Annotated in this window: 22 protein-coding genes; 13 read left to right on the top strand and 9 right to left on the bottom strand. The window is 61.3% G+C overall.

Going from position 1 to position 24,331, the window contains the following annotated elements:
* Positions 1-74 precede the first annotated feature (74 nt).
* Genes aroQ through aat form a run of 4 tightly spaced genes read left to right on the top strand, consistent with a single transcriptional unit; the run spans position 75 to position 3,057 of the window.
* On the top strand, positions 75-509 hold the full coding sequence (aroQ, locus tag HXX25_RS04015; protein ID WP_187167228.1) for a type II 3-dehydroquinate dehydratase: 435 nt from the start codon (positions 75-77) through the stop codon (positions 507-509).
* A gap of 39 nt (positions 510-548) precedes the next feature.
* The gene (gene accB, locus HXX25_RS04010; protein ID WP_187167227.1) at positions 549-1,040 is read left to right on the top strand and encodes an acetyl-CoA carboxylase biotin carboxyl carrier protein; all 492 of its coding nucleotides are present in this window, start codon (positions 549-551) and stop codon (positions 1,038-1,040) included.
* Between the two features lie 13 nt (positions 1,041-1,053).
* On the top strand, positions 1,054-2,403 hold the full coding sequence (gene accC / locus HXX25_RS04005; RefSeq protein WP_187167226.1) for an acetyl-CoA carboxylase biotin carboxylase subunit: 1,350 nt from the start codon (positions 1,054-1,056) through the stop codon (positions 2,401-2,403).
* Positions 2,404-2,406: 3 nt separating this feature from the next.
* The gene (aat, locus tag HXX25_RS04000) at positions 2,407-3,057 is read left to right on the top strand and encodes a leucyl/phenylalanyl-tRNA--protein transferase (RefSeq protein ID WP_187167225.1); all 651 of its coding nucleotides are present in this window, start codon (positions 2,407-2,409) and stop codon (positions 3,055-3,057) included.
* Here the strand turns inward: aat and HXX25_RS03995 are convergent.
* On the bottom strand, positions 3,024-3,425 hold the full coding sequence (locus HXX25_RS03995) for a DUF2155 domain-containing protein (protein WP_233346865.1): 402 nt from the start codon (positions 3,423-3,425) through the stop codon (positions 3,024-3,026). The genes aat and HXX25_RS03995 overlap by 34 nt on opposite strands.
* 47 nt (positions 3,426-3,472) lie before the next feature.
* On the bottom strand, positions 3,473-3,877 hold the full coding sequence (locus HXX25_RS03990) for an NADH:ubiquinone oxidoreductase subunit NDUFA12 (RefSeq protein WP_187167223.1): 405 nt from the start codon (positions 3,875-3,877) through the stop codon (positions 3,473-3,475).
* Positions 3,878-4,026: 149 nt separating this feature from the next.
* Between HXX25_RS03990 and HXX25_RS03985 the strand changes: the two genes are divergently transcribed.
* Positions 4,027-6,342: a hypothetical protein gene (locus HXX25_RS03985; protein ID WP_187167222.1), complete on the top strand. Its 2,316-nt coding sequence runs from the start codon at positions 4,027-4,029 to the stop codon at positions 6,340-6,342.
* Here the strand turns inward: HXX25_RS03985 and HXX25_RS03980 are convergent.
* Positions 6,339-8,231, bottom strand: coding sequence for a hypothetical protein (locus HXX25_RS03980; RefSeq protein ID WP_187167221.1), 1,893 nt, complete (start codon positions 8,229-8,231; stop codon positions 6,339-6,341). The genes HXX25_RS03985 and HXX25_RS03980 overlap by 4 nt on opposite strands.
* Positions 8,232-8,448: 217 nt before the next feature.
* On the opposite strand from HXX25_RS03980, the gene HXX25_RS03975 reads away from it, so the two are divergent.
* Both HXX25_RS03975 and HXX25_RS03970 read left to right on the top strand, forming a co-directional pair.
* Entirely contained in the window at positions 8,449-8,934 is a 486-nt protein-coding gene (locus HXX25_RS03975) for a pentapeptide repeat-containing protein (RefSeq protein ID WP_187167220.1), read from the top strand.
* 71 nt (positions 8,935-9,005) lie between these two features.
* On the top strand, positions 9,006-10,373 hold the full coding sequence (locus tag HXX25_RS03970; protein ID WP_187167219.1) for a pentapeptide repeat-containing protein: 1,368 nt from the start codon (positions 9,006-9,008) through the stop codon (positions 10,371-10,373).
* On the opposite strand, the gene aspS is transcribed toward HXX25_RS03970, so the two are convergent.
* Together aspS and HXX25_RS03960 are read right to left on the bottom strand one after the other, a co-directional pair.
* Complete coding sequence (aspS, locus tag HXX25_RS03965) at positions 10,374-12,173, bottom strand: aspartate--tRNA ligase (RefSeq protein ID WP_187167218.1); 1,800 nt, start codon at positions 12,171-12,173, stop codon at positions 10,374-10,376.
* 150 nt (positions 12,174-12,323) lie between these two features.
* Positions 12,324-12,968 carry a hypothetical protein gene (locus tag HXX25_RS03960; protein WP_187167217.1) on the bottom strand — a complete coding sequence of 215 codons (645 nt, stop codon included), beginning with the start codon at positions 12,966-12,968 and terminating at the stop codon, positions 12,324-12,326.
* A 256-nt stretch (positions 12,969-13,224) separates the two neighbouring features.
* Here HXX25_RS03960 and HXX25_RS03955 point away from each other — a divergent pair, with 256 nt between their 5' ends.
* Genes HXX25_RS03955 through rnd form a run of 4 tightly spaced genes read left to right on the top strand, consistent with a single transcriptional unit; the run spans position 13,225 to position 17,111 of the window.
* Entirely contained in the window at positions 13,225-13,887 is a 663-nt protein-coding gene (locus HXX25_RS03955) for a TetR/AcrR family transcriptional regulator (RefSeq protein WP_187167216.1), read from the top strand.
* 11 nt (positions 13,888-13,898) lie between these two features.
* On the top strand, positions 13,899-14,606 hold the full coding sequence (locus tag HXX25_RS03950) for a 1-acyl-sn-glycerol-3-phosphate acyltransferase (RefSeq protein WP_187167215.1): 708 nt from the start codon (positions 13,899-13,901) through the stop codon (positions 14,604-14,606).
* Entirely contained in the window at positions 14,603-15,913 is a 1,311-nt protein-coding gene (locus HXX25_RS03945) for an MFS transporter (protein WP_187167214.1), read from the top strand. The genes HXX25_RS03950 and HXX25_RS03945 overlap by 4 nt, the downstream gene beginning before the upstream one ends.
* Before the next feature lie 46 nt (positions 15,914-15,959).
* Complete coding sequence (gene rnd, locus HXX25_RS03940) at positions 15,960-17,111, top strand: ribonuclease D (RefSeq protein WP_187167213.1); 1,152 nt, start codon at positions 15,960-15,962, stop codon at positions 17,109-17,111.
* Here rnd and HXX25_RS03935 read toward each other — a convergent pair.
* Genes HXX25_RS03935 through HXX25_RS03920 form a run of 4 tightly spaced genes read right to left on the bottom strand, consistent with a single transcriptional unit; the run spans position 17,108 to position 22,599 of the window.
* A complete protein-coding gene (locus HXX25_RS03935) occupies positions 17,108-18,625 on the bottom strand; it encodes a Ppx/GppA family phosphatase (protein WP_187167212.1) in 1,518 nt (505 codons plus the stop codon). The genes rnd and HXX25_RS03935 overlap by 4 nt on opposite strands.
* Complete coding sequence (locus HXX25_RS03930) at positions 18,622-20,790, bottom strand: RNA degradosome polyphosphate kinase (protein ID WP_370543755.1); 2,169 nt, start codon at positions 20,788-20,790, stop codon at positions 18,622-18,624. Before HXX25_RS03930 ends, HXX25_RS03935 begins: the two co-directional genes overlap by 4 nt.
* A 44-nt stretch (positions 20,791-20,834) precedes the next feature.
* The gene (locus HXX25_RS03925) at positions 20,835-21,512 is read right to left on the bottom strand and encodes a hypothetical protein (RefSeq protein ID WP_187167210.1); all 678 of its coding nucleotides are present in this window, start codon (positions 21,510-21,512) and stop codon (positions 20,835-20,837) included.
* A 13-nt stretch (positions 21,513-21,525) separates the two neighbouring features.
* The gene (locus HXX25_RS03920; protein ID WP_187167209.1) at positions 21,526-22,599 is read right to left on the bottom strand and encodes a DUF2066 domain-containing protein; all 1,074 of its coding nucleotides are present in this window, start codon (positions 22,597-22,599) and stop codon (positions 21,526-21,528) included.
* Between the two features lie 132 nt (positions 22,600-22,731).
* Between HXX25_RS03920 and purM the strand changes: the two genes are divergently transcribed.
* Both purM and purN read left to right on the top strand, forming a co-directional pair.
* Entirely contained in the window at positions 22,732-23,760 is a 1,029-nt protein-coding gene (gene purM, locus HXX25_RS03915) for a phosphoribosylformylglycinamidine cyclo-ligase (RefSeq protein WP_187167208.1), read from the top strand.
* Entirely contained in the window at positions 23,757-24,329 is a 573-nt protein-coding gene (gene purN, locus HXX25_RS03910) for a phosphoribosylglycinamide formyltransferase (protein WP_187167207.1), read from the top strand. Before purM ends, purN begins: the two co-directional genes overlap by 4 nt.
* Positions 24,330-24,331: the final 2 nt, after the last annotated feature.

The raw sequence follows: 24,331 nt of genomic DNA, 5'->3' as shown, positions 1-24,331 counted from the left end.
CGCCTCGCCTACTTGAATTCTTCTGTCAGGAGGTCGTAGAACGCGGCCTCCACGTCAAGGGGCAAGGCGCATTCATGGCAGCCAGACTGATGATCCTCAACGGGCCGAATCTGAACCTGCTCGGCAGCCGCGAGCCGGAGATCTACGGCCACGAAACCCTGGCCGACATCAAGTCCATGTGCGTTACGGCGGCCTCGCCTCACGGGCTGGAGATTGATTTCCGGCAATCGAATCACGAAGGCGTTCTGGTCGACTGGATTCACGAATCCCGCGAGGGATTCGCGGCTCTGATCATCAATCCGGCCGCCTATACGCATACATCCATTGCTTTACATGACGCTTTAAAGGCGGTTTCCATACCCGTCATAGAAGTGCATATCAGCGATCCGTCCACGCGGGAGCCATTCCGGCATCATTCCTTCGTGGGTCTTGTCGCGACCAGAACAATCGCAGGACGCGGTGCGGCGGGTTATGTCGAGGCGGTGGAGATTGCCGCCAGTCTGATCTAGAACACGCCTACCGAATCCGAGCCGAGGGACGAAAAACGCATGACCACGTCTTCCAAGTCCGGTGCGAAATCCGCATCCGCATTCGATCCGAAACTGGTGCGGGAGCTTGCCGACATTCTGCGCGATACCGAATTGACCGAGATCGAGGTCGAACGCGGCGATCTGCGTCTGCGCGTTGCGCGCACGCTGACCGCTGCACCTGTTCAACAGGTCATGGCAGCACCAGCCGCTGCGCCCGCTCCCGCGGCGGCCCCTGCTGCGGCCGCTTCTCCGGCGCCAAGCGCAAGCGAAGCGCCCGCCAATGCGACGCCTTCGCCGATGGTCGGCACGGTTTATATTCGCCCCAACCCGGATGCGGATGCCTTCTTCAATGTCGGCGATGCCGTGAAGGAGGGCGACACGATACTGCTGGTTGAAGCGATGAAAACCTTCAATCCGATTATTGCACCCAAATCCGGCAAGCTGTCGGCCATGCTGGTGGAAGATGGCCAGCCGGTCGAATTCGGCGAAGCCCTCTTTGTGATCGATTGATCGGCGAGACCTGATGTTTGAAAAAATCCTCATCGCCAATCGCGGCGAAATCGCGCTCCGGGTGCACCGCGCCTGTCGCGAAATGGGTATCAAGACCGTCGCGATCCATTCGGAGGCTGATCGGGACGCCATGCATGTTCGGCTGGCGGATGAAAGTGTCTGCGTCGGTCCCAACCCCGCCTCGCAATCCTATCTGAATATTCCGCAAATCATTGCCGCGTGCGAGATTACCGGCGCACAGGCTGTGCACCCGGGCTATGGCTTCCTTTCGGAAAACGCCCGTTTTGCCGAGATCGTCGAAGCGCACGGCCTGGTCTTTATTGGCCCGACGGCGGATCACATCCGGCTGATGGGCGACAAGATTGCCGCCAAGCAGGCCGTGAAAGAGGCCGGCATTCCGGTCGTGCCCGGCTCTGACGGCGGTATCAGCGATATCGACGAAGCCCGCAAAGTCGCGGACGGGATCGGCTATCCGGTCCTGGTCAAGGCTGCGGCGGGCGGCGGCGGACGCGGCATGAAGGTCGCGAATACGGCCAAGGATTTCCGTGAAGCCGTTGAAACTGCCTCGCGCGAGGCGGAAGCCGCCTTTGGCGATGGTGCCGTCTATCTGGAAAAATATCTGGGACAGCCCCGCCATATCGAGATCCAGATTCTCGCCGACACACATGGCAATGTCGTCCATCTGGGCGAGCGCGATTGCTCGCTGCAGCGCCGGCATCAGAAAATTCTCGAAGAAGCCCCCTCACCGGCCCTGACGCCGGAACAGCGCGAGAAGATCGGACGCGTCACACGCGATGCCGTCGCGGCGATCGGCTATCGCGGCGCCGGCACGATCGAATATCTCTACGAGAATGGCGAATTCTATTTCATCGAAATGAATACCCGCCTTCAGGTCGAGCATCCCGTCACCGAAGCAATTACCGGGCTGGACCTGGTGCGCGAGCAGATCCGCATCGCCGCGGGCGAAAAGCTGGGCTACACGCAGGAAGACATCACCTTTGAGGGCTGGGCGATCGAATGCCGCATCAATGCGGAAGACCCGGAAACCTTTGCGCCATCACCGGGCAAGGTGACGGAGTTTCATGCTCCGGGCGGGCTCGGCGTGCGCCTCGATAGCGGGCTGTATGCCGGCTATTCCATTCCGCCCTATTATGACAGCCTGATCGGCAAGCTGATCGTCCATGGCAAGACCCGCGAAGAAGCCTTGCTGCGCCTCAAGCGGTCTCTGGAAGAAATGGTCATCGGCGGCATCAAGACGACGAAGCCCCTGCATCTGGCACTGCTGGAGGAAGAGGCGTTCCTGTCAGGCGATTATCATATCCGCTGGCTGGAAAACTGGCTCGCAGACCGCGCCAGGGGCTAGACCATGCCGGGCTTCGGACCGGGCGAATTACTCGACTGCTATCGTACCGGCGTCTTTCCGATGGCGGATTCCGCTGACGACCCGCGCCTGTATCTGATCGAGCCGCCGGAACGCGCTAATATCCCGCTGGAGGGATTTCACCTGCCCCGGCGATTACGGCGTACGGTCCGGCAGGACAAGTTTGCCATCACGATCAATCAGGACTTCGACGCGGTCGTGGCCGCCTGCGCCGCGCCCGCTCCGGATCGCCGGCAGACCTGGATCAACGGGCCCATCCGCTGGCTCTATTCAGAGCTCCACAATATGGGTCACGCGCATTCCGTCGAATGCCGGATCAACGGCCAGCTCGCAGGCGGGCTCTATGGCGTGTCTCTCGGGGCCGCGTTTTTCGGCGAGAGCATGTTTTCGTATGCCACCGATGCTTCGAAGGTCGCGCTCGTGCATCTGGTCGCGCGATTGAAAACGGGCGGCTTCACATTGCTGGATGCGCAATTCATGACCGATCATCTCAGCCAGTTCGGCACGGAAGAAGTGCCCGCCGAAGTCTACCGTGAACGGCTGGCGGTCGCGGTGGCGCAGGAAGCGGATTTTTTCAAGATGCCCGAAGGCGCCAGCGGCGACTATGCCCTGCAGTCGATCGGCCAGACGTCGTAGACCGGGTGCTCCAGCGGATTGAGCGCCGGATTGGACGCAAACATCCAGCCAGAGAATATCCGGTCTCCGCCATCCTCGATGATACCGCCATCTTCGGCGCGGCGTTCGAACACCTCGACGAAGACAAAAATCTCAGGAGTTTCTTCCGGCGGACGTTCCCGGCAATAGCGCGGCAGGATTGTCAGGGATCCGAATTGATATTCCTCGCCGATCGGGATTTCAAAATCGACCGTCCGCGCCGTAACCTTGTCGAGACCGCGCATCACCAGAACACTTCCCGGCAGGCTGGAGCGCTGATTGTCCTGCTGCGCCCCCGCAGAGGCCAGCGGCAAGGCAAGAAGGACACAAAGGAGAAGACGTTTGATCACAGACATTCCATCATGATGCCGCGAAGCGGCGTCCACGTCGAGCCAGCTCACCCCTCAGGCGACCAGCTTTCATAATCAGCGCTATTGGCCTGCCGCTTTCCGCCGCGCGACAACGCGCCGGCCGGCTTGTAGGCATGCAGTGTGCCCGTCAGATTCGGCTCGTGGCCCTTTTCCCAAGCATAGGCGGCCTCATCGCCGGTGGGCGCATCTTCATAGGTGTGATGCAGCCAGCCATGCCAGGCCATCGGAACGCGGCTGGCATCGGCATAACCGTTGTAAACCACATAACGGCGGATGCGGCCGTCGGAACCGGTCGCCTTCTTTTCCTCGAAATACCTGTTGCCGAATTCATCCTCGCCAACTTTTGTGGCGCCTTTGGCGAATAGCGTCAGATAGGTGCCGGGCGTCGCATCATCCCACCAGGCGAAAATTTTTCCGATAAAGCCGAGCATCCCGCGATCCTTCAAGGGTCAGAGTCGGGCCAGAATATGCCTATCCACACCCGATAGGTCCAGTGCGCTGTGTGTCCATTGGGCAGTTCCCCTCCGGCGCGTATGCTTTCACCTGATGTAACTGATTCTCTTGATGCGGCGGGGCGGCCATGGCCAAGACAAAGACACCGGTTTTTTCAACATTTGATATTGCAGACCCGGATGGCGGGACGGGCGATGCCCTGCGGGCGCCGGAGGACTGGAATGTCAGCGCAGCCGCCGCTCTGGCCGAGCTCTGCACCATTGCCCGGCCTGTCGAATCCCGGATGAAGCCCGGCACAAAGGGCCCTGACATCTTGCGCAAGCGCAGCCCGGTCGGCACCGACGGCGCCCCGGAACGCGATGCCGAGGCGGTTTTTGACCGTATTGCCGTGCATTTTGCCGCACCAATGAAAGACGCGGCCATCCACGCCGCCCTCAAATCGGATCTTCTGGCGCGCCGCATACTGCCCGCCTCTGAACTCATCCAGCATGCAGGCGTTGATATCGCCTATGGCGATGCCATTCCGGCGCTGGATGCAGGTGAGAAAATCCTGCCGGTGGCTGCTGATAGCGGCGAAGCCCGGTCTCTGCCTCAGGATATCAGCAATGCCCGCCTCAAAGCGGCCGTCAGTGATGTCGGCGCGCGCGTTCTGCGTGACCGGCTGATGGCGATTGGTCATGCCGTGGCGCAATGCGCCGGAGAGGCCGAGGACTGTCTTGATCCGGCGCAAAATCCGGCGCTGAAGCGCGCTCTGCAGGCCGCCAGACGCGACGGTGCGCCCGATGAAGCCATCGAGCATGCGCTCGCTCTGGCGCGTCAGGGCGAGTTTGACGAGCCGGATCTCGGATTTGTGCCATCGGTAACGCCGCCTGCCCCGGTGCTGCAGATTCCGGCCACGCTTCTGGAAGCCGAAGCTGATGATGCGGTCTGGGCCTTCCATGACGGCACGGAGACCGCAGCGCGCACATGGTGGAACCAGATTGCCCAATCGGTCTGGAGCTTTGGCGCGCCGGAATTTCGGTTTGCGGGCGAACGCCCCTCACCGGGACCTGTCCTTTATCTGAACCTGCCGCTGTTCGGCACGGATATGAAAGCCATCGGCAAGACCATCGCGCTCTGGGCCGGCGCCCTGCGCGTAGGCGCCCGGAAATCGGCCCCCGCCGGCACGATCTCACTGACCGGCTTTGCCGCATTGTTTGCGCAGCTTGGCCTCCCCTATGACAGCGATGAAGCGCGCAACCTCGCCGCCGATATCGCCCGGGCGGCGATGTTGGCCGCGGGCGCACGCGTCACCATTTCCGCGATAGAGCCCGAGGGCGTCGTCGCGCGTCTGATGGAGGCGGATTCGCGCGGCATCGCGCCCCTGAATGACGTTCTGGTGCAGACCGCCACCGGCCGGGAATTGCGACCGAGCGTCATCACCGGATTGAAACACCTTGGCCTCGGCCTGACTGACAAGGGCGCCATGACCGCTTTTGCGCGCCCTGCACCGGACGCCGTGATCGCGCTCGCAGCAGCTCTGGAAGCTGACATCAACGGACCGGCCCCCGCCATCCTCACACTTCCGGCTGATGCCGGGCCGGATCAGGTCGCCCGCCTGATGCGGCAGGCTGGCAAGGCCGGGCTTTCGAGCCTGAAGATCGAGCATCAGGGAGCCGGTCTGACGGGCCTTCTGGACGAGATTGACGAAGACCTGGAGCCCGGCGAAGAACGGATCGTTGAAAAAATCATCGAGAAGATCGTCGAGAAGCCGGTCAATCGCCGCAAAATGCCGGATCGCCGCAAGGGCTATATCCAGAAAGCGACCGTCGGCGGCCACAAGGTCTATCTGCACACCGGCGAATTCGACAGCGGCGAGCTGGGTGAAATCTTCATCGACATGCACAAGGAAGGCGCGGCCTTCCGTTCGCTGATGAACAATTTCGCCATCGCGATTTCCATCGCCCTGCAATATGGCGTGCCGCTGGAGGAATTCGTCGATGCCTTCGTCTTCACGCGCTTCGAGCCCGCCGGCGAGGTGGAAGGCAATGACTCCATCCGCCATGCCACCTCCATCCTCGACTATCTCTTCCGTGAACTGGCCGTGTCCTATCTGGGGCGCAATGATCTGGCCGAGGTCCAGCCGGACATGACTGGCGGGATCGGCCGCGGTGTCGCCCGGGAGAAAACGCTGCAGGAAGACGCGCTGCGCTATATTTCCAAGGGCTTTTCACGCGGCCAGCTGCCCGACAATGTGGTCATGCTGACGGCGGATATGCGCAAGGCCAAGGCGGACGAGCGGGAGGCCGAGGCGCCGATCGCGCAGGACGTCCTGCCGCCTGACAGCTATGATGGCGATCCCTGCCCGGAATGCGGGCACTTCACCGTTGCGCGCCTGAATGACGGCACTCTGGATTGTCAGGCCTGCGGGTGGACCAAGATCAGCGGCAGCAATAGCGGCTAGTTTTCAATTACTTCGACACGACCGAACGGGACGCGTGGAAAGCCCAGATCGCCTTCCGGCGGCCAGTCGAAACCGCCCTGAGCCAGACGGCGTGAAAAATCCGGAACCGCATCGCGATCAAAGGGCGCGCCGCATCGGCAGGAATCGATGGCGGTCATCAGATCAAGATAACCATAGGGCCGGGCGTCGATTTCGGCCGCCACGGCGTTGGCTGCCTCCGTGTCGCCCATCCAGGCCAGCAGAATGAGATTGAACCAGTCAGCGTCCTCGGACAGGAATGGCGTCAGCGCCTCTCTGGCCGTATCGCCGCCGCGGCGGGCGGCCAGCCGGAGCGATTCCCATTCCCAGTGCGGCTGCAGTTGAGCCTCGGCCTCATCCAGCAAGCCGAGGCCCAGGAGCGCATCAAAGCCGATCACTTCCGCCTCATAATCCATGCCGCGCGCGCTCAAATCCTCGGCCCATTCGAGGGCCGCATTAAAATCGCCGCGCACGAGGAGCGTGTTGCCATAATAGAGCCGGGTTAAGGGGTTGAGCGGATCGCAGGCGACCAGCCGGGCAGCATAGGCCAGGCGCTGGTCCAGATTGCCGTAGAGATAGGCGAAATCCTGGGTCCAGTTGTCATGGGCACAGATGTCCGACGTGACCGCCAGCTCTAGCGTTTCGCTGGCATAGGTCCAGTTGTCAGCAAATAACAGGTCATTCACCGAGGCGATGGCGCGCCTTGCGTCACTGGTCGCCGTATCATAGGCGAGCTGCAGCAATTCACCGTGGCGGGCCCGCGCCTGCTCACGCGCCGCCTCATCGTCGGCCAGCGTGCCCTCGCTGAGAAGATGACCGTACCAGTCGCTCTGCAGGAGATAGGCTTCGGAGAAATCCGGCGCGAGTTCGGTGGCGCGGGCAAAAAACGCATCTGCCTGTTCGAGAAAGCGATTGGTGTCCTCCTCCTCGTGCGCCCGGTCCCACAGGCGCTGGCCCTGCTGGAATGCGATGAAGGCATCGATATTGCGCGTTCCGGAATTGCGCATCTGGCGGCGGTTTTCTTCGCTGAGCACGACATCAAGCACGGCCGCGACATTCTCAGCGATGTCTTCCTGTATCTCGAAAACATTCTCCATGGTCCGGTCATAGGTCTGGGACCAAAGATGAACATCGTCGGATGCGCGGATCAGCTGCACGGTGATGCGAACCTGTTCACCGGACCGGCGGACCGATCCTTCCATGACATGCGCGACGCCGAGGCTGGCCGCGATTTCCGGAATGGACGGCAGGTCGCGGCCGCGAAACTGGAAAGCCGAGGTTCGCGACGTCACGCGCAGATCCGGCAAAGCTGCCAGGGAATTCAGAATTTCCTCGGTCAGGCCATCGGCAAAATAGGCATCATCCCGGTCATCGGTGAAGGGCAGAAAGGGCAATACGGCAACGGAAAGTTCCGGCGGCACTGGCGGCACCAATTCACTCGCCTGGGTGGCTGTGCCGGCAGCGGGGGTTACAATGTTCACCTCGCTGTCATTGCGCGCCAGAGGTGGTGCGCCGGTGCGAATCGTGTGGCTGACGGGCTGCCAGGCGAGCAAGCCTGCAAACAGCACAATACCGCCCATCATCACATAATCGATGGGGCGCGGTGGCGGCAATGCCTCGGCTTCATCGGCATCAAGGCGGCGCGTGGCGCGTATGCCGTCCGGCGTCAATTCGAACGTCCAGGCAACGAACAGGACGACCGGGAATGCGGCCACCAGAAGGATCAGCGCCACGCTATCGGCCCAGACCGGCAGGCCGGCGGCGCCCTCGACACCCTGCACCACCTCGAATGTCACCCAGGCCACCGCCAGATACCCGGCGGCAAACCGGTACACATTCCGGCGTTTGAGCTCGAGCAGAAACCGTCCCATCCGTTAATGGGCCTTCAGCGGGGAACAGCCAAGTCTGGCCACGCGGATGACGTTCCGGCGCTGCAATTCCCGCAAAAGCTGACTCATGGATTTCCCCCTATTCCCTGAAATGACACGGATTAAGAATTAACTCAACGAATTCCGGTAATAATGCGGGAGTTGAGTCCGGCACCGGGCTTGCACGTCTCAGGCGAAATCCTGAAGGGAGCGATCCAGAATGAAACGCCTTGCACTCATCGCCGCCGCCATCGTTACGCTCGCAGCACCGGCCATGGGCCAGAACGCCGGCGAGATTGCCCGTGTGCAGGCCGGCTCGTCCTGTGCGGGATGTAATCTGTTTCAGGCCGACCTGGCCTATCGGGACCTGCCGAACGTGAACCTGTCGGGCGCTCGCCTGCGGCAGGCGAATCTCAGTCTCTCCACCATGAACGGGGCCAATTTCAGCCGCGCTGACCTGTCGGTGTCGGATCTGTTCGGGGGACGCTTCACAGGGGCGAGTTTCGCCCACGCCAATCTGCAAAACGCCAATCTGGTCGGTGCCTATTTCGGCAGCGCCAACTTTGCAGGTGCGGATCTGACCGGCGCTATTCTCTCCGGCGCCGAAATGGAGCGGGTCGGGGGCCTGACACAAGCGCAACTGGACACGGCCTGCGGGGATCAGGAGACACGGCTTCCGGCCGGCTTGCGTATTCCGGTTTGCTAACCGTCAGCTAACCGATGACTTACAGCGATTTAAGTCGAATTTTTGCTGAAATTGCTCTACTTCCTTAACCCGTGAAAAAAATTACCCTCTCTCTTCTGGCTTTGTTTGGCCTTCTGGCGGGGTCTGCCCTTGCAGGCGACGAACATCCGCACAGAACCATCACGATTTCAGGTGAATGCCGCAGTTGCGAGCTTGCGCGGGAAAACCTCTACGGGGCGGAAATTCTCGGCGCCCTGTTTGTCGATGCCGATTTTGATGGCGCGAATCTGACCCAGTCCGTCATTGTCGAGTCCCGCTTCATGGGATCGCAATTGAACGCGGCAGATTTTACGCGGTCCCGATTGTCCGGTGTGATTTTTCACGGATCATCCCTTCAGGGCGCGGATTTTTCTCATTCCCGGGGCGAACGGGTCCGCTTTGATGCGTCTGACATGGCGGATGCCGACCTGACACGTTCATTGATGATTCTGGCCAGCTTTATCGAAACCGATCTCAGCCGCGCTGACTTCAGCTCGGCGCGGCTGTTCAATGCCCGGTTTGATGCGGCAATTCTGGACGAGGCCGACTTCACCGATGCGCGATTGCCGGGAGCCATTCTGCGCAATTCACACGGTCATAATGTGTTTTTTGTCGGCGCGGACATGCGCGGTGCCGACCTGTCAGGCGCACATCTGACCGAGGCGAATTTCGAAGGTGCCAATCTGAGTGGCGCCCGGTTGGCCGGTGCGATTCTGATTGATGTCCGAGGACTGACGCCGGATGCCGTGCAGGACGCCTGCCGGGATGCCGAGAGCCGCCTGCCCGAAGGGCTGGAATTGTCTGATTGCGGCGAATTGCCGATGGAGGCTGCGTCTTCCGGCAACCGGCCCCAGACCCTGACCTTCACCGTATCGCAGCGGCGGATCAATGAGGCCAGCCCCGCCGCACCGCGGGGCGACGGCGTCGTTCGACTGGAGCTGATCCGCGAAGAGCAGGCACGCGCCATTGCAGAATTCGAGGTCACCCGCGAAGCGCTGGAAATGACCCGCAGAGCTATCGCCGAGGCTCAGGTTGCCACGCAACATGTTGATGCCGAAATACGCGAAGAGATGATGCAGGCGGCCGAACGGCGCATGGAAGAGGTCGAATCCGCCGAGGCAGAACTCCAGCAACAGCGCGCCCTAATCGTCGAGCAATTGCGCGACAACCCGGATCTGTTGCGGGTTGTGCGCAACTCCGGAGAGCGGCTGGTCTATCGTGAAGATGCCGACATCATCTCCGGCAATGCCAATAGCGGATCTGTCGTCATTGACGGCAATCGCTATCAGCTGAATGGCCGGTATCGCTGGGTTTTTGAAATGCCGGCACCGCCGAGCACACCGTCCCGGCCCGAAGCGCCTGTCGACCCGCTCGGCCCGAAGGGTCCGGGCGAAATGCCCGAACCTTCAGACCCGAATTGATCAGCTCTTTTTGGGGTCCTGAGCGACCACGCGAAGGCTGAGTTCCTTCAGCTGCGCCGGGTCGGCTTTCGCCGGCGCATTCATCAGCAAATCTGCGGCCTGCTGGTTCATCGGGAAGACGCAGACTTCGCGCAGATTTTTCGCACCAACGAGCAACATGACGATGCGGTCCACGCCGGCGGCCATACCGCCGTGCGGCGGCGCGCCATATTTGAAGGCGCGATAGAGTGCACCAAAGCGCTCCTTCACCACGTCCGGACCGAGGCCGGTGATGCCGAAGGCCTTGATCATGGTCTCCGGAATGTGATTCCGGATAGAGCCGGACGCGATTTCAAACCCGTTACAGACCAGGTCGTATTGCTGGGCTTTCAGCGCCAGCAAGGCATCCGTGCCTTCGGCCTCGGCGGCTTCCAGTGCCGCCATGCCGCCCTTGGGCATGGAGAAGGGGTTGTGCGAGAAATCGATCTTCTTGTGGTCTTCATCCCACTCATACATCGGGAAGTCGACAATCCACGCCAGGGCGAAGCGGTCCTGGTCGACCAGATTCAGCTCCGCGCCCACGCGATCCCGCGCCTTGCCGGCAAAGCTGACAAAGTCTTTTGGTACACCGGCGACAAAGAAGACGGCGTCGCCATCGTCCAGACCGAGCTGATTGCGGATCGCCGCGGTGCGATCTTCACCGATATTCTTGGCGACCGGACCGGCACCCTCTCCGTCGCGGAAGAAGATATAGCCCAGTCCCGGCTGACCTTCTTTCTGCGCCCAGGCATTCATCCGGTCGCAGAACGCACGAGAGCCACCAGATGGCCCCGGGATCGCCCAGACTTCCACTTTCGGGTTCTTCTCGATCATGCCGGCGAAAATCTTGAAGCCGGAGCCGGCGAAATGCTCGGTCACATTCTGCATCTCGATCGGGTTACGCAGATCCGGCTTGTCGCTGCCATATTTGGCCATGGCAACATCGTAGGGAATGCGCGGCAAGTCGGCGGTCACCGGCTTGCCGTTGGCAAAGTCCTCGAAGACGGAGCGGATAACCGGCTCCATCGTCGTGAAGACGTCTTCTTCTTCAACGAAGCTCATCTCGACATCGAGCTGGTAGAATTCACCCGGCAGACGGTCTGCGCGCGGATCTTCATCCCGGAAGCAGGGTGCGATCTGGAAATAGCGGTCAAAGCCGGAGACCATCAGCAATTGCTTGTATTGCTGCGGGGCCTGCGGCAGGGCGTAGAATTCGCCCGGATGGATGCGGCTGGGCACGAGGAAGTCGCGGGCGCCTTCGGGTGACGAGGCCGTCAGGATAGGCGTGGCGAATTCGAAGAAACCGGCCGCCGCCATCTTGTCGCGCATGGCGCGAATGATCGCCACGCGGCTCATGATGTTGGAATGCAGCGTTTCGCGGCGCAGATCGAGGAATCGGTATTTCAGGCGCACTTCCTCGGCCCATTCCGGCTCGCCGAACACCGGCATCGGCAATTCTTCGGCGGCCGACTGGACGGCGACGTCTTCGACGCGCAATTCGATCTCACCCGTGGGAAGGTTCGGATTGATCGCCTCGGAAGACCGCGCCACGACCTTGCCTGTGATGGTGACCACGCTTTCAACGCGCGCGCGCTCCAGCAATTCAAAGTGCGGGCTTTCCGGCTCCAGCACACACTGGGTCAGGCCGTAATGGTCGCGCAAATCGATGAAGAGCAGGCCGCCATGGTCACGTTTGCGATGGATCCAGCCGGAAATCCGGGCCGTGGTGTCAACGTCGCTGGCGCGAAGCTGGGCGCAAGTGTGCGAGCGGTAAGCGTGCATGGTGAAATCCGTTCCGGAAAGCGCGTGAATTTGATCGGCGCGACATGGCGGAGAAGCCCGCCTGTTGTCAAGAATTGGGGTGTGTTTCGGGCCGGTCCAAGTGCGCGTAAGACGGGAACAGGTCCGAAAATGGAATCAGCGTGCGGCGCGTCAGAGCGGTGACCTGTCGAGCCGGGCGGAATCGGTGATCGTGCTTCCGGCCACGGCTGCCGGCAAATCGTCCACTGGCGTGCGCCCGACGGACATGCCGCGCGCCCATTCGCGCCCACCCGCCTCGACGCGCTGTTGGATACCGGCTGTCGTGACACCGTCGCTTGCCGGAAATCCGCCCAGCTGGACAGCCAGCGTGTCGATGGCGTCGGTCTGAGGCCCGGCCCAGATGCAAGACAGGCTGTCGCCATTCCACAAAAGCAGCACGTACTCACCGTTATGGGACAGGAAGCTGGATGTTTCCGAATTGACCGCGCCGGTCACGCCCGCGATCAGCCGGTCAAAATTTGCCTCACGGGCCGTTGGCGGCAGATCCGGCATGAACGACCAGAAAAGCGCGGCGCTGAAAGCCGGGATAACGGTGGCTTGATCCTCGGACGGAACGGAAGTCCATCCGCGCTCCATCATGTGATCGCGAATGGCCGGTCCCTGGGCATCGATCGGGGTGCAGACGGCCATCAAGGCAGAAACCTCTGGCGCAGGCGTGACCGTGATCTCTTGCGCATTGAGCGGAGGCGTCATGGCGATGACGGTCAAAGCCGACAGGGAAAACAGGGGCGTTCGTAGCGACTGCGTGGACAACATTGGAGGTTCCTGAATTATCTGAACTTATCAGGCGAAAGTCCCCCGACACATCCAATATTGCCCGAGGCCTCGTTTGCGGGTCAACTCTTATCGCACGCACCGAATTTCCTGCTGCTTCCATCGGCGTGGAAAGTTCGCGAAATTCGCTTGTCCACCTGATCACAGCCCCTCTCCCAGAAACCCAAATTGAGAATATCCAGAATGTAAGTGATTATTCACTTGCAATCTTTTCCAGGGTCGATTATCCAGATTGTGAATGAACGATCACATACCCCTTCTGGAGGCCAGAAAAATGGAAACCTATCTCGACAAAACCCTTCTGGAGCGCGGCCCGGACGGTATCGGTATTACCGGAAAGCCGGGGTCGACCAAGGCGCGAATCGAGCGTGCGGCGTTGAAACTGTTTGCCGCACAAGGTGTCGATGGCGTCTCGATCAAGGAAATCGCCAGGGCGTGCGACATTTCCGACGGGGCGATGTATCGCCATTTCGACAGCAAGGAATCGCTGGCACACACATTGTTCCAGGCGATCCACGCCAATCTGCTGGCCATGCTGCAAGAGAACGTCTCGCCTCATGACGGGCTGGAAGCGACCGTGCGCGCCATGGTCACCGCCTATTGCGAGCTGGCCGAGCAGGACCCTGCCGCCTTCGCCTATCACCTCACCGCCCGCAACACCGTGCTGGCGCGCGCCGGCGATGGCGGAGCCGACCCCTCCTCCCTGATGGCACGCCGTATCGAGGCGGCCATGGGTGCGGGCGACATTCCCAAGGGCGATCCGGAACTGAAATCGGCGATGGCGCTCGGCGTGGTCATGCAGGCGGCGGAATATCGCCTCTATGGCCGCATCACGACGCCCCTTACCGACCTCATCGATACGTTCACCGACGGCGTCATGGCCGTTCTGAAGGCCGCATAAGGAGACTTCCCATGCGCTCGACAATCTTCAACATCCTCTACTGGACGGTCTCCGGCCTGTACGGCGTGCTTTGCGCCATTCTCGCCCTGATCCCCGGCAAATTCTTTCTGATGCATGGCGTGCGGTCCTATTGCCGCCTCGTCGTCCTGATGATGCGCGTCATTTGCGGCATCAGGGTCGAGGTGCGCGGACAGCGGCCAAAGAACAAGGCGGTCATCATCGCCGCCAAGCACCAGTCCTGGGGCGATGGCATCGTGATGATCGCCAAGACCGGCAATGTAAATTTCGTGGTCGGGGATCACATGCTGAAATTCCCGCTGATCGGCTGGGTGCTGAAACGCGCCGGGGCCATCGTGGTCAACAATAATGGCGGCCGCAAAGCGCTCGAATCCTTGAATGACGGCATCACGCGCTCACAAGACGAAACCCGCCCCATCCTGATCTATCCGGAAGGACATCTCACGCCCGTCGGCACCGGCAAACCCTATCGCAAGGGCGTCTATCGCCTCGCGACCAGCCTGAACCGCCCGGTCGTGCCGGTCGCGACCAATCTGGGTTGTTTCTGGGCCCAGCAGGAATGGGCCAAACATCCCGGCACCGCCATCATCGAATTCATGGAACCGATCTCGCCCAAGCTTGACGGGGTCAGCTTCATGGCCACGCTGGAAACCACAGTTGAAGCGCGGTCGCGCCAACTTGAAGAGGAGGCGCAATCATGAGCGCAAAAATCGCTGTCAGCCTGATCGGTCAACGCCGCTACTGGCCCATGCTCGTCGCCCAGTCGCTGGGGGCCTTCAACGATAATCTGTTCCGCTTTTCACTGATCTCGCTGGCGACCTACAGCTCGCTGACGCTTCTTGGCCGCGGCGAGGAATGGATGAACCCGACGGCCGCCACCGCCTTCACGCTGGCCATGTTCCTATTCTCTGCCATCGCCGGGCGCGTGGCCGACAAATACGACCGGACGCGCATTCTACGTTTCACGAAGTTCGCGGAAATCTGGCTGATGCTGCTGGCTGCGGTCGGGTTTTTCCTGCAATCGGGCATTTTGCTGGTGGTCACCCTGTTCTTCATGGGCATGCAGTCCGCCTTCTTCGCGCCGACCAAGAATGCGGCCCTGCCCAATCTTCTGGAAGATCATGAATTGGTGCCGGGCAATGCCTTCCTTTCCGGATCTCTGAACATGTCGATCCTGCTGGGGATCGTGGTTGGCACATTACTCGCCGGATCCCATCAGGGGGCGATGATTGTTGGCGGCATTCTGGTGGGGGTTGCCATTTTGGGCTGGGTCAGCATCCGGCAATTGCCATCCATTCCGGCCGCCAATCCCGACATGAAAATGAGCTGGAACTTTGTCGGCGAGACCTGGCGTGTGCTTCGTTTTGCCGGTGACTATCCGCGCGTTTTGCGGCCCATGCTGGGCGTGGCCTGGTTCTGGATGCTGGGCGCGGCGATTGTATTCTCGGTCATGCCGACCTTTACCTCCGGCGTTCTGGGCGGCGATCAGAATGTGCTCTCGCTGTTCAATGCCTCCTTCACGATTGGCGGCGCACTGGGCGCCATTCTCTGCGGCGCGCTGAGCGGCCGGGGCAATGCGCTGATCTTCAGTGTCATCGGAGCCATCGGCCTTGTCGTATTCCCGACCGACATCGCGCTCTATACGATGAACCGGCCGGTTCTGGCCGATGATGCTGCCCTGATGGGCGTGTCTGCCTTCATCGCGGATCCTGCCAATTGGCGCATCCTTGGCGATCTGGTGTTCGCCGCCGTGTCGGCCGGTCTGTTTGTCGTGCCGTTACAGGCCATGGCCCAACGCCGTGCGCCCCAGGAATTGCGCGGCCGGCTGCTGTCGGTTGGCAGCATTCTGAATGCGGGTGCCGCCACGATTGGCAATTTCGCCCTGCCCGCCGTTCTGGCCCTCACCTTGCCCATTCCGGCTGCCTTCCTGCTGGTTGCAGCGATCAGCGCCATGATCGCCCTCTATACGCTCTACTGGCATCGCAAATTGAAGCAGGAAGCGGGCTGAACAGGCCTCTCGCCAAGTTGAGCGAAGGCGTTTAAACGCGGTCTCGATGAAACTGATTACAACGAACCAGGAACTCGAGGCCGCGTGTGATGCGCTGGTGCAATGTGACTTCATTGCAGTGGACACCGAATTCATACGCGAAAGCACCTTCTGGCCCCAGCTCTGCCTGATCCAGGCGGCCGGCGGCAAAACCGAAGTGCTCATCGATCCCCTCGCCGAGGGGATTGATCTGGAGCCCTTCTACGACGTTCTGGCGGACGACCGGATCATGAAGGTCTTCCACGCGCCGCGTCAGGATCTGGAAATTTTCTATCACATGGCTGACGGGATGATCCCGGCACCGATTTTCGACAGCCAGGTCGCCGCAATGGCGCTCGGACTCGGCGATTCAATTGCCTATGACAAGCTGGTCATGGCGCTGCTGAAGCATCCGATCGACAAGGGTTCGCGGTTTACCGACTGGGCGCGGCGTCCGCTGACACCGGCGCAATCGGGCTATGCGCTCGCCGATGTGACGCATTTGCGCGACATGTATCCGATCCTGCGCGACCGGCTGGAAAAGGCCGGACGGATCAGCTGGGTGGCCGAGGAAATGGCGATCCTGACCAATCCGGCGACTTATGAACAGCATCCGGAAAATGCCTGGCAACGGCTGAAGGTTCGCAAGAATAGTCCTAAATGGCTGGCCGGGCTGAAAGCGGCTGCGGCCTGGCGCGAGGAAGAGGCGCAGACCCGCGACATTCCACGACAGCGCATCGTCAAGGATGAAGGCCTCTATGAGATCGCTCATGCGGCCCCGACCAAGCCCGACGATCTTACAGGCATGCGCGCTTTGCCGCGCGGCTTCGAGCGCTCGGCCCCGGCCCAGCGCCTGATCGAAAAGCTGGCCCCGGCGCTGGCCGATCCGAAAGCCTATGCGCCGGATGTGCCGCCACCGCCCCGGCGTCCCGAAGGTGCCAGCGCGATCGTTGAATTGCTGAAAGTCCTGCTGAAACTGGTTGCCGAAGAGGCCGATGTGGCGTCACGGCTGATTGCTACGGTGCCCGATCTGGAAGCGATCGCCACCAGCGACACCGCCGATGTTCCGGCGCTGAAGGGCTGGCGGCGCGAGCTGTTTGGCGAGGCGGCCCTCGCCCTCAAGCACGGCAAGATCGGGCTGGTTCTGGAAAAAGGCAAGGTCGTCGGAAAGCGGCTCTAAAGGCTCTTTACCACCGGTTCCAGATCCAGCGATTCAGCGAGTTGCTCGAAGCGATAACGCGCGCGTTCCACCACCAGATCAGCGTCGGCTTGCGGCGCGCTGAGGACAAGGCGGCGATCATGGCATGACAGCGAGAACCGGCTGAGCAAGGCTTCCGAGCGTCCTGACAGCGCCGCCGAGAACCTCAAGCCCAAACCATAGGCCAATGCCCATTGGCGGGTTTCCTCATCCAGCAAATGCAGGAAGACGCGGTCATCCGCCGGGGCTTTCTTGCCATCATATCGATGGTACAGCGCCAGCCCCATATAGGCCCGCTCGGCATGCGCGATGCCGGCGAAAGGTGCATAGAGGGCCAATTCCTGCGCCAGTGCGGCGCGGTGATCCGGGTGATGGCGCGCCCCGACATCGCAGAGCCGCGCAGCGGCAGCGCGGATCAACGGGCTGCGATTGCCGAAAATCGTATCGCGTTCGACAAAGACCGGCTCCAGCCAATTGGCAATTGCCCGGCCAAAGCCCGGACTGGGAGCCGCCGGGCGCGCAACGGCTTCAGCGCCGGACAGGAGCGGGTCCACACCCCGCACCGCTTCGGGCAGGGTATTGAAGACCGCGCCCTCCCTGACCCCGAAAGCGGAAAAGACCACGCGATTGAACTTGCCCTTCTTCATCAGGCGTTTCAGCAACAGCCCGGCATAGGGCAGCATGGCGGCGCGGCGCGCGGAAATACCGGGGATGCCGGTCAGAGAGACCACGCTGAGCCGGGAAGCCAGATCCGCAATCTCCCTGGCCGCCATCCGGCTGAGCTGGAATTGATGAATGACGCGCAAGGGATAGTCCGCTTCGGCAATGGCGAGATGCGCCAGCGCGCGCCATGAGCCGCCAACGGCATAGAGCGTGTCGCCGCATTGCTTCAGAACCGGTGTCGCCGGTTTCAATATCCTGTCGATCCAGGCTTTCGCGGCCTTGCGATCAAGCATCAGATTATCCGGCGCCGCCAGCGGTCCCAGCGGCAGGGTGATCCCCTCGCCGGGCATTCCACGCGAAACCGGCACGATTTCCAGACTCGACCCGCCCAAATCAGCAGCGGCACCTGTCGCGTCCGGCGCGCCGGCAATCACGCCCATGCCCGCCAGATGCGCTTCCTCGGCGCCCGACAGCACGGCGATATCGACGCCTGCCTCTTTTTTCGCGCGCTTGATGAATTGCGGTCCGTCCTTCGCATCGCGCACAGCGGCCGTCGCGAGCACGATCCGGTCGCTAACCCCTTTGGCATCCAGCAGAATGGCAAAGCGGCGCAACGTGCGTAAGGCCGCCTCCACCCCTTCAGGGTTCAACTTGCCGGTCTCGCCAACCCCTTTGCCGAGGCCCGCGCTGGTCTTCTCGTTGAAAACCGGCCAGAGCGCGCGGCCCTCAATACGGAAATGCACCAGGCGGACCGAATTGGAGCCGATATCGATGACAGCAAGATCATGCTCTACGGCATTCTCGCCGGTGAGAATTTTACACGGTCGGGTCAAAGACGCGGACCTGAATACGGCAAGGTCAGCGGCTGATCATTTTTTAAGGCCTGTCCGCGGCCCGACAGGCTCGGATTGGTCATGAAATAATCATGCGCCGAGAAACGCTTGTTGAGGTCGCCGGTATCCACGCGCTCGTATTCGCCATTGGCCTGCATATACCAGCTCTGGTCATCATCGTTGAGATTGGCGACCATGATCTGGTCCAGAATCTGGCGATGGACGGTCGGGTTCTGGATGGGCGTGAGCACCTCTACCCGGCGATCAAGATTGCGCGGCATCCAGTCGGCCGAAGAGATGAACACTTTCGTTGCCGGACTTGGCATGTCCGCGCCGTTGGCAAAGCAGACAATGCGCGAATGTTCCAGAAACCGCCCGACAATGGATTTGACGCGGATATTGTCCGACAGGCCCGGCATTCCGGGGCGAAGACAGCAAATGCCGCGCACGACGAGCTCGCACCGGACGCCGGCCTGACTGGCCCGGTAGAGCGCATCAATGATTTCGGGGTGGGTGATGGAGTTGAGCTTGGCCCAGATGCCGGATGCTTTTCCGGCACGGGCATTCTCGATCTCCCGGTCGATATGCCGGATCAGGAATTCCTTCATGCCGATCGGCGAGATCGACAGGCGTTCGAGGTTTTCCGGACGCGCATAACCGGTGACATAGTTGAAGATACGCCCGGCATCACGGCCAAAGGCCGGGTCGGCCGTAAACAGCGACAAATCCGTATAAACCTTGGCGGTGATGGGGTGGTAATTGCCGGTGCCGAAATGCGCATAGGTCTGGAGCTCCCCGGCCTCGCGGCGGACCACAAGACTGATCTTGGCGTGGGTTTTGTATTCGATAAACCCGTAGACGACCTGAACGCCGGCGCGCTCCAGATCGCGCGCCCATTTGAGATTGGCCTCTTCATCGAAGCGGGCCTTCAGTTCGACCAATGCGGTTACGTTCTTGCCGCTTTCTGCCGCTTCGATCAGGGCGGCGACAATCGGCGAATTCTTGGAAGTGCGATAGAGCGTTTGCTTGATCGCCACGACTTCGGGGTCGGCGGCCGCCTGACGCAGGAATTGCACCACCACGTCAAAACTCTCATAGGGGTGGTGAACCAGAATATCCTTGGCCCGGATGGCTGCGAAGCAATCGCCGCCATGGTCCTTGATACGCTCGGGAAAGCGCGGTTCATAGGGCTCGAAGGCGAGGTCATTGCGATCCTCGGGGATCAGCTGGGAAAGCTGGGCCATGCCCAGAATGCCATCGACCTCGATCGTGTCTGCGCTATCCGCCTTCAGATGCCCGGCGATAAAGCGTTTGAGATCCTCGGGCATACCGGCATCGAGTTTCAGCCGGACGAGCTGACCACGACGGCGCTCTTTCAGAAGCTGCTCGAATTCCCGAACAAGATCCTCGGCTTCTTCCTCGATCTCGATATCGCTGTCACGAATGATCCGGAATGTGCCCTTCCCTTCCAGGTCATGTCCCGGAAACAGATTGTCGAGGAAGAGCGTCAGCACGGTTTCCAGCGCCACATAGCGCTTGATCGGCTTACCCGCCTTGTTGAAGCGGCGATCTGGCAGTTCAATGAAGCGCTTGACCCCGTTAGGCATCGGCACCAACGCCGTCATCAATTTGCGGTCGGATTGACGGCGCAGCTTCAGGACCAACGAAAAGCCGAGATTGGGGATAAATGGAAACGGGTGAGCCGGATCAATGGCCAACGGGGTGATGACCGGCAATATGTGCTGGAGAAAATCCTCGGACAGCCAATTCTTGTCCTGCTTTGAAATCTCGGTCTCGCTCAGCAATTTGACGCCGGCACGGCCCAGTTCGTTTTTCAGCTGCCGCCAGCGGATCAGCTGTTCATCCATCAATTCGCCCGCGAACTGATGGATCCGCTTCAGCTGTTCGGCCGGGGTCAGGCCATCTATGGAGGGCGTGTTGACGCCATTGCGAACCTGCGCCCGGCAGGCCGCCACGCGGACCATGTAGAATTCATCCAGATTGCTGGCCGAAATCGACAAAAAGCGCAGCCGCTCCAGAACCGGATGATCCTTGTTGGCGGCCTCTTCCAGAACACGCATGTTGAATTGCAGCCACGACAATTCGCGGTTCAAGAACCGGTCGGTCGACGCTGACAATTCTGACGGCTGGCCATCCATGATCATACTTTCACTCGATTCGGACGAGGCCGTGCCCGGAATAACGCCCATCAATCCTCTCCAACCGCGCCCTGTTCGTCCAGCACGCGCCGTGCAACACCGCGATTGATCGTGGTGCGGCGCGCCAGCGCTTCGCGATCCAGCTCGTCCACCAGACGCCGCGCACCTTCAACCGAACGCTCCATTCGCGGCAGAAGATAGTCAATCAGACCCTCCACGAGCGGCGATTGCCGATCCTTGAAGAGCTTCTTCAACAAGCGCGCCAGCAAGGCGTCATCGGGCTCCTGCAGCTCGGCGGTCGAGACCGCTTTCAGCCGCGATTGCAGGTCCGGAATATCAGTCTGCCAGCGGGCCGGAGCTTCACGCGCCGTCAAAAGCAGCGCTGGAATGGTTTCGCGCTGCGCCCGGTTCATCAGATGAAACAGGGCTGCCCGATCGGCAAAGCGATCGGCATCCTCGATCGCGACAGGCTTTGCGTCCGGCAGGCCCTCCAGCGCATTCGCCAGATCGCGGCCGCTCAATACGAGACCGCCGCTTTCGCGCGCCCACATATGGGTCAGATGGGTCTTGCCCGTGCCCGGAGGACCGTAAAGCACCAATACCCGGCCGGGCCATGCCCGCCAGCCCGCCAGCGCCCAGCGGGCAGAGGCATTGGCTTCGCCATCGACGAAGCTTTCCGCGCTGTAGTCCTCACGAGGCGGAAGGCCGAGCGCGAGCTGTTCACCCATTGGTATTCACTTTCTAGCGCGAACGCACCACAAGGCCGAGCTCGGCATCTTCCATCAGGCGGGCACCGCGGGCATCAAGTTCGCGTTGCAGCTGGCTCATGGCTCCGCGATATTGCAGCGTCATCATGGCGCCGGTCGGCGCGATGGCATCCAGCTGGGCCGAACTGATCAGAGACGCACCGGTCAGAGCGTTTTGCAAACGCTGCCATTCGGCGAGCGAATTATAGAGCACGGTCACGGTGAGGGTTTCCGCCATGCCGCCGCGCACAATGGCTTCCGCTTTCCAGTCCGCTTCAAGCGCACTGACAAATCGGCGCGCCGCCGTGCGGTAGGTCTGAGCCGCCATGGTCGGGATGGACAGGCTGGTCACCTCACCGCTGCCATCAAAGGAAAACAGACGCCCGTCAACGCGAATACCGCCTTCGGAGCGATTGGCAATCATGACCGCCACACGCGACACGCCGTAGGCCTGCGCGACAGAACGCAGCTGGTCCTCATTCATCTGTGCGGCGCCGGCACCATCAATCAGCATGCGGCCCGCATCGCCGGACGGCGCGCTGACCGGAGAGAGGGCGTGTTGATAGCCGCCTGTGCGCCATTCCATCAGCCAGGGATTTTCGTTGGTCTCGCCGGTCTCGGAATTGGTGGAATTCCAGAGCCAGTAGCCATTGCCGGTCTGCAGGACCGGCAGCACCAGAATCTCGCGGGCCTGCCCCTCGACAAAGGGAACGCCCAGCCCGTTGAGCCAGCTGCGCACGGCGCGCGGATCAAAGGTGACGGTGAGCTCGCCGAGATAGCGCGTGGCGCTGCGTTGCTCGTTGCGGACCTGAAGTCCGCCAATCATCATGGCGGCCTGATCATTGCTGATGTCCGGCACCAGTGCTCGATCTTCCGGCAGGGTCAGGCGTTCAACCAGCGCCCGGACGGCGGCCACCTGCCCGTTCTGCATGGCAAGTGTCTGGGCTTCCAGAGCATTTGAGGCCGTGGCATCAATCGGCACGCCCACAACTGTGTAGGGTGAGTCGGCAGCGGCAAGGCCGGTCCAGACGGTAAGCGCGGCAATGGCTGCAAAAATCTGACGCATCATGGCGCGTTCCTCTTCGCATTCGGATATATCCCCCGTTATACCCGCCTTACGCGCGCGGTGAAGCCCGCGTCTTGCGCGAAAACTGCCTTTTGGGGAGAAGTAGCTCCCGAACGACTCAGGAAAGCGCCTGCCATGACCGACAAACGCCGCAACAGCCTGACCTATGCCGACGCCGGAGTGGACATTGATGCCGGGGACGCGCTGGTCGACCGGATCAAGCCGCACGCCAAGTCGACGGCCCGTCCGGGCGCAGAGGTCGCTCTCGGCGGATTTGGCGGCGCATTCGATCTGAAAGCGGCAGGCTATGAAGATCCGATCCTGGTCTCCGGCACGGACGGGGTGGGCACAAAATTGCGCATCGCGATTGAAACCGGACGGTTTGACACAATCGGCATTGATCTCGTCGCCATGTGTGCCAATGACGTTCTGGCGCAGGGTGCGGAGCCCCTGTTTTTCCTGGACTATTTCGCGACCGGCAAGCTCGACCCCGTACGCGGCGAAGCCATTGTCGCCGGGATTGCCGAAGGCTGCCGTCAGTCGGGCTGTGCGCTGATTGGCGGCGAAACGGCGGAAATGCCCGGCATGTATTCGGGCGATGATTTCGATCTCGCCGGATTTGTCGTTGGCGCTGCCGAACGCGGCTCGCTCCTGCCGCGGCTCGATGACATGCAGGCCGGTGATGTTCTGATCGGGCTGGCCTCCTCCGGGCCGCATTCCAATGGCTATTCGCTGATCCGCAAGGTGGTGGAGATGTCCGGGCTGACATGGACGGATGATGCGCCGTTTGCGCCCGGCCAGTCAGTAGGCGAAGCTCTGCTGACGCCGACAAAACTCTACATCAAATCCGTTGTGCCGCTGATCAAGGAAGGCCTTGTCAAAGGTCTCGCCCATATCACCGGTGGCGGGCTGATCGAAAATCCGCCGCGCATGCTGCCGGATCATCTGGGCTTCGAGCTGGACTATTCCAGCTGGCAACGCCCGGCCGTGTTCGACTGGCTGGCCGAGACTGGCGGGATCGACGAAAGCGAAATGCGCCGGGCCTTCAATGGCGGTATCGGCATGCTGCTGGCCGTGGCGGCTGATGATGCCGAAGCGATCACCGTGGCATTGCATGATGCGGGCGAAGACGCCTTCGTGTGCGGGCAACTCGTCGCCAAGTGACAAAGCGCGTTGCCATCCTGATTTCCGGGCGCGGCAGCAATATGCGCGCACTGTGCGAGGCGATGGCCTCACCGGATTTTCCGGCGAAACCTGTGCTGATCCTCTCCAACCGCCCGGATGCGGCGGGGCTGGACTATGCCCGCGCCGAGGGCCTTCCACATGCCGTTATCGATCATACGCAATATGAGGCCCGTGAGGCGTTTGATGCAGCGCTGGATGCCGAACTATCGGCAGCGCAGCCCGACCTGATCTGCCTTGCCGGCTTCATGCGTTTGCTGACTCCCGGCTTCGTCGAAAAATGGGCGGGCAAGCTGATCAATATCCACCCCTCGCTTTTGCCGAAATATCCCGGCCTGAAAACGCATCAGCGCGCGCTCGATGCCGGTGATGCCGAGGCGGGTTGCACGGTGCATTATGTGGTGCCGGAGATGGATGCGGGGGAGATTATCGGTCAGGCGCGCGTGCCCGTTTTGCCCGGCGATACGGCGGAGACGCTGGAGGACAGGGTGCGCGAAGCCGAGCACACGCTCTATCCGGATTGCTTGCTGAGACTTGTCTCGCAGGCGTAGCG

Source organism: Hyphobacterium sp. CCMP332, from assembly GCF_014323565.1.
Classification (GTDB): Bacteria; Pseudomonadota; Alphaproteobacteria; order Caulobacterales; family Maricaulaceae; genus Hyphobacterium.
This window is presented reverse-complemented; position numbering and strand designations above follow the sequence as displayed.

What these genes read in the sequence shown, in the direction of transcription:
- HXX25_RS03945 (WP_187167214.1), top strand. Translation starts at nt 14,603, where the DNA reads ATGAGCGCAAAAATCGCTGTCAGCCTGATCGGTCAACGCCGCTACTGG.
- HXX25_RS03990 (WP_187167223.1), bottom strand. Translation starts at nt 3,877, where the DNA reads ATGCTCGGCTTTATCGGAAAAATTTTCGCCTGGTGGGATGATGCGACG.
- HXX25_RS03955 (WP_187167216.1), top strand. Translation starts at nt 13,225, where the DNA reads ATGAACGATCACATACCCCTTCTGGAGGCCAGAAAAATGGAAACCTAT.
- aat (WP_187167225.1), top strand. Translation starts at nt 2,407, where the DNA reads ATGCCGGGCTTCGGACCGGGCGAATTACTCGACTGCTATCGTACCGGC.
- HXX25_RS03930 (WP_370543755.1), bottom strand. Translation starts at nt 20,790, where the DNA reads ATGATCATGGATGGCCAGCCGTCAGAATTGTCAGCGTCGACCGACCGG.
- HXX25_RS03980 (WP_187167221.1), bottom strand. Translation starts at nt 8,231, where the DNA reads ATGGGACGGTTTCTGCTCGAGCTCAAACGCCGGAATGTGTACCGGTTT.
- aroQ (WP_187167228.1), top strand. Translation starts at nt 75, where the DNA reads ATGGCAGCCAGACTGATGATCCTCAACGGGCCGAATCTGAACCTGCTC.
- HXX25_RS03920 (WP_187167209.1), bottom strand. Translation starts at nt 22,599, where the DNA reads ATGATGCGTCAGATTTTTGCAGCCATTGCCGCGCTTACCGTCTGGACC.
- HXX25_RS03925 (WP_187167210.1), bottom strand. Translation starts at nt 21,512, where the DNA reads ATGGGTGAACAGCTCGCGCTCGGCCTTCCGCCTCGTGAGGACTACAGC.
- accB (WP_187167227.1), top strand. Translation starts at nt 549, where the DNA reads ATGACCACGTCTTCCAAGTCCGGTGCGAAATCCGCATCCGCATTCGAT.
- HXX25_RS03960 (WP_187167217.1), bottom strand. Translation starts at nt 12,968, where the DNA reads ATGTTGTCCACGCAGTCGCTACGAACGCCCCTGTTTTCCCTGTCGGCT.
- HXX25_RS03985 (WP_187167222.1), top strand. Translation starts at nt 4,027, where the DNA reads ATGGCCAAGACAAAGACACCGGTTTTTTCAACATTTGATATTGCAGAC.
- rnd (WP_187167213.1), top strand. Translation starts at nt 15,960, where the DNA reads ATGAAACTGATTACAACGAACCAGGAACTCGAGGCCGCGTGTGATGCG.
- HXX25_RS03975 (WP_187167220.1), top strand. Translation starts at nt 8,449, where the DNA reads ATGAAACGCCTTGCACTCATCGCCGCCGCCATCGTTACGCTCGCAGCA.
- aspS (WP_187167218.1), bottom strand. Translation starts at nt 12,173, where the DNA reads ATGCACGCTTACCGCTCGCACACTTGCGCCCAGCTTCGCGCCAGCGAC.
- accC (WP_187167226.1), top strand. Translation starts at nt 1,054, where the DNA reads ATGTTTGAAAAAATCCTCATCGCCAATCGCGGCGAAATCGCGCTCCGG.
- purM (WP_187167208.1), top strand. Translation starts at nt 22,732, where the DNA reads ATGACCGACAAACGCCGCAACAGCCTGACCTATGCCGACGCCGGAGTG.
- HXX25_RS03950 (WP_187167215.1), top strand. Translation starts at nt 13,899, where the DNA reads ATGCGCTCGACAATCTTCAACATCCTCTACTGGACGGTCTCCGGCCTG.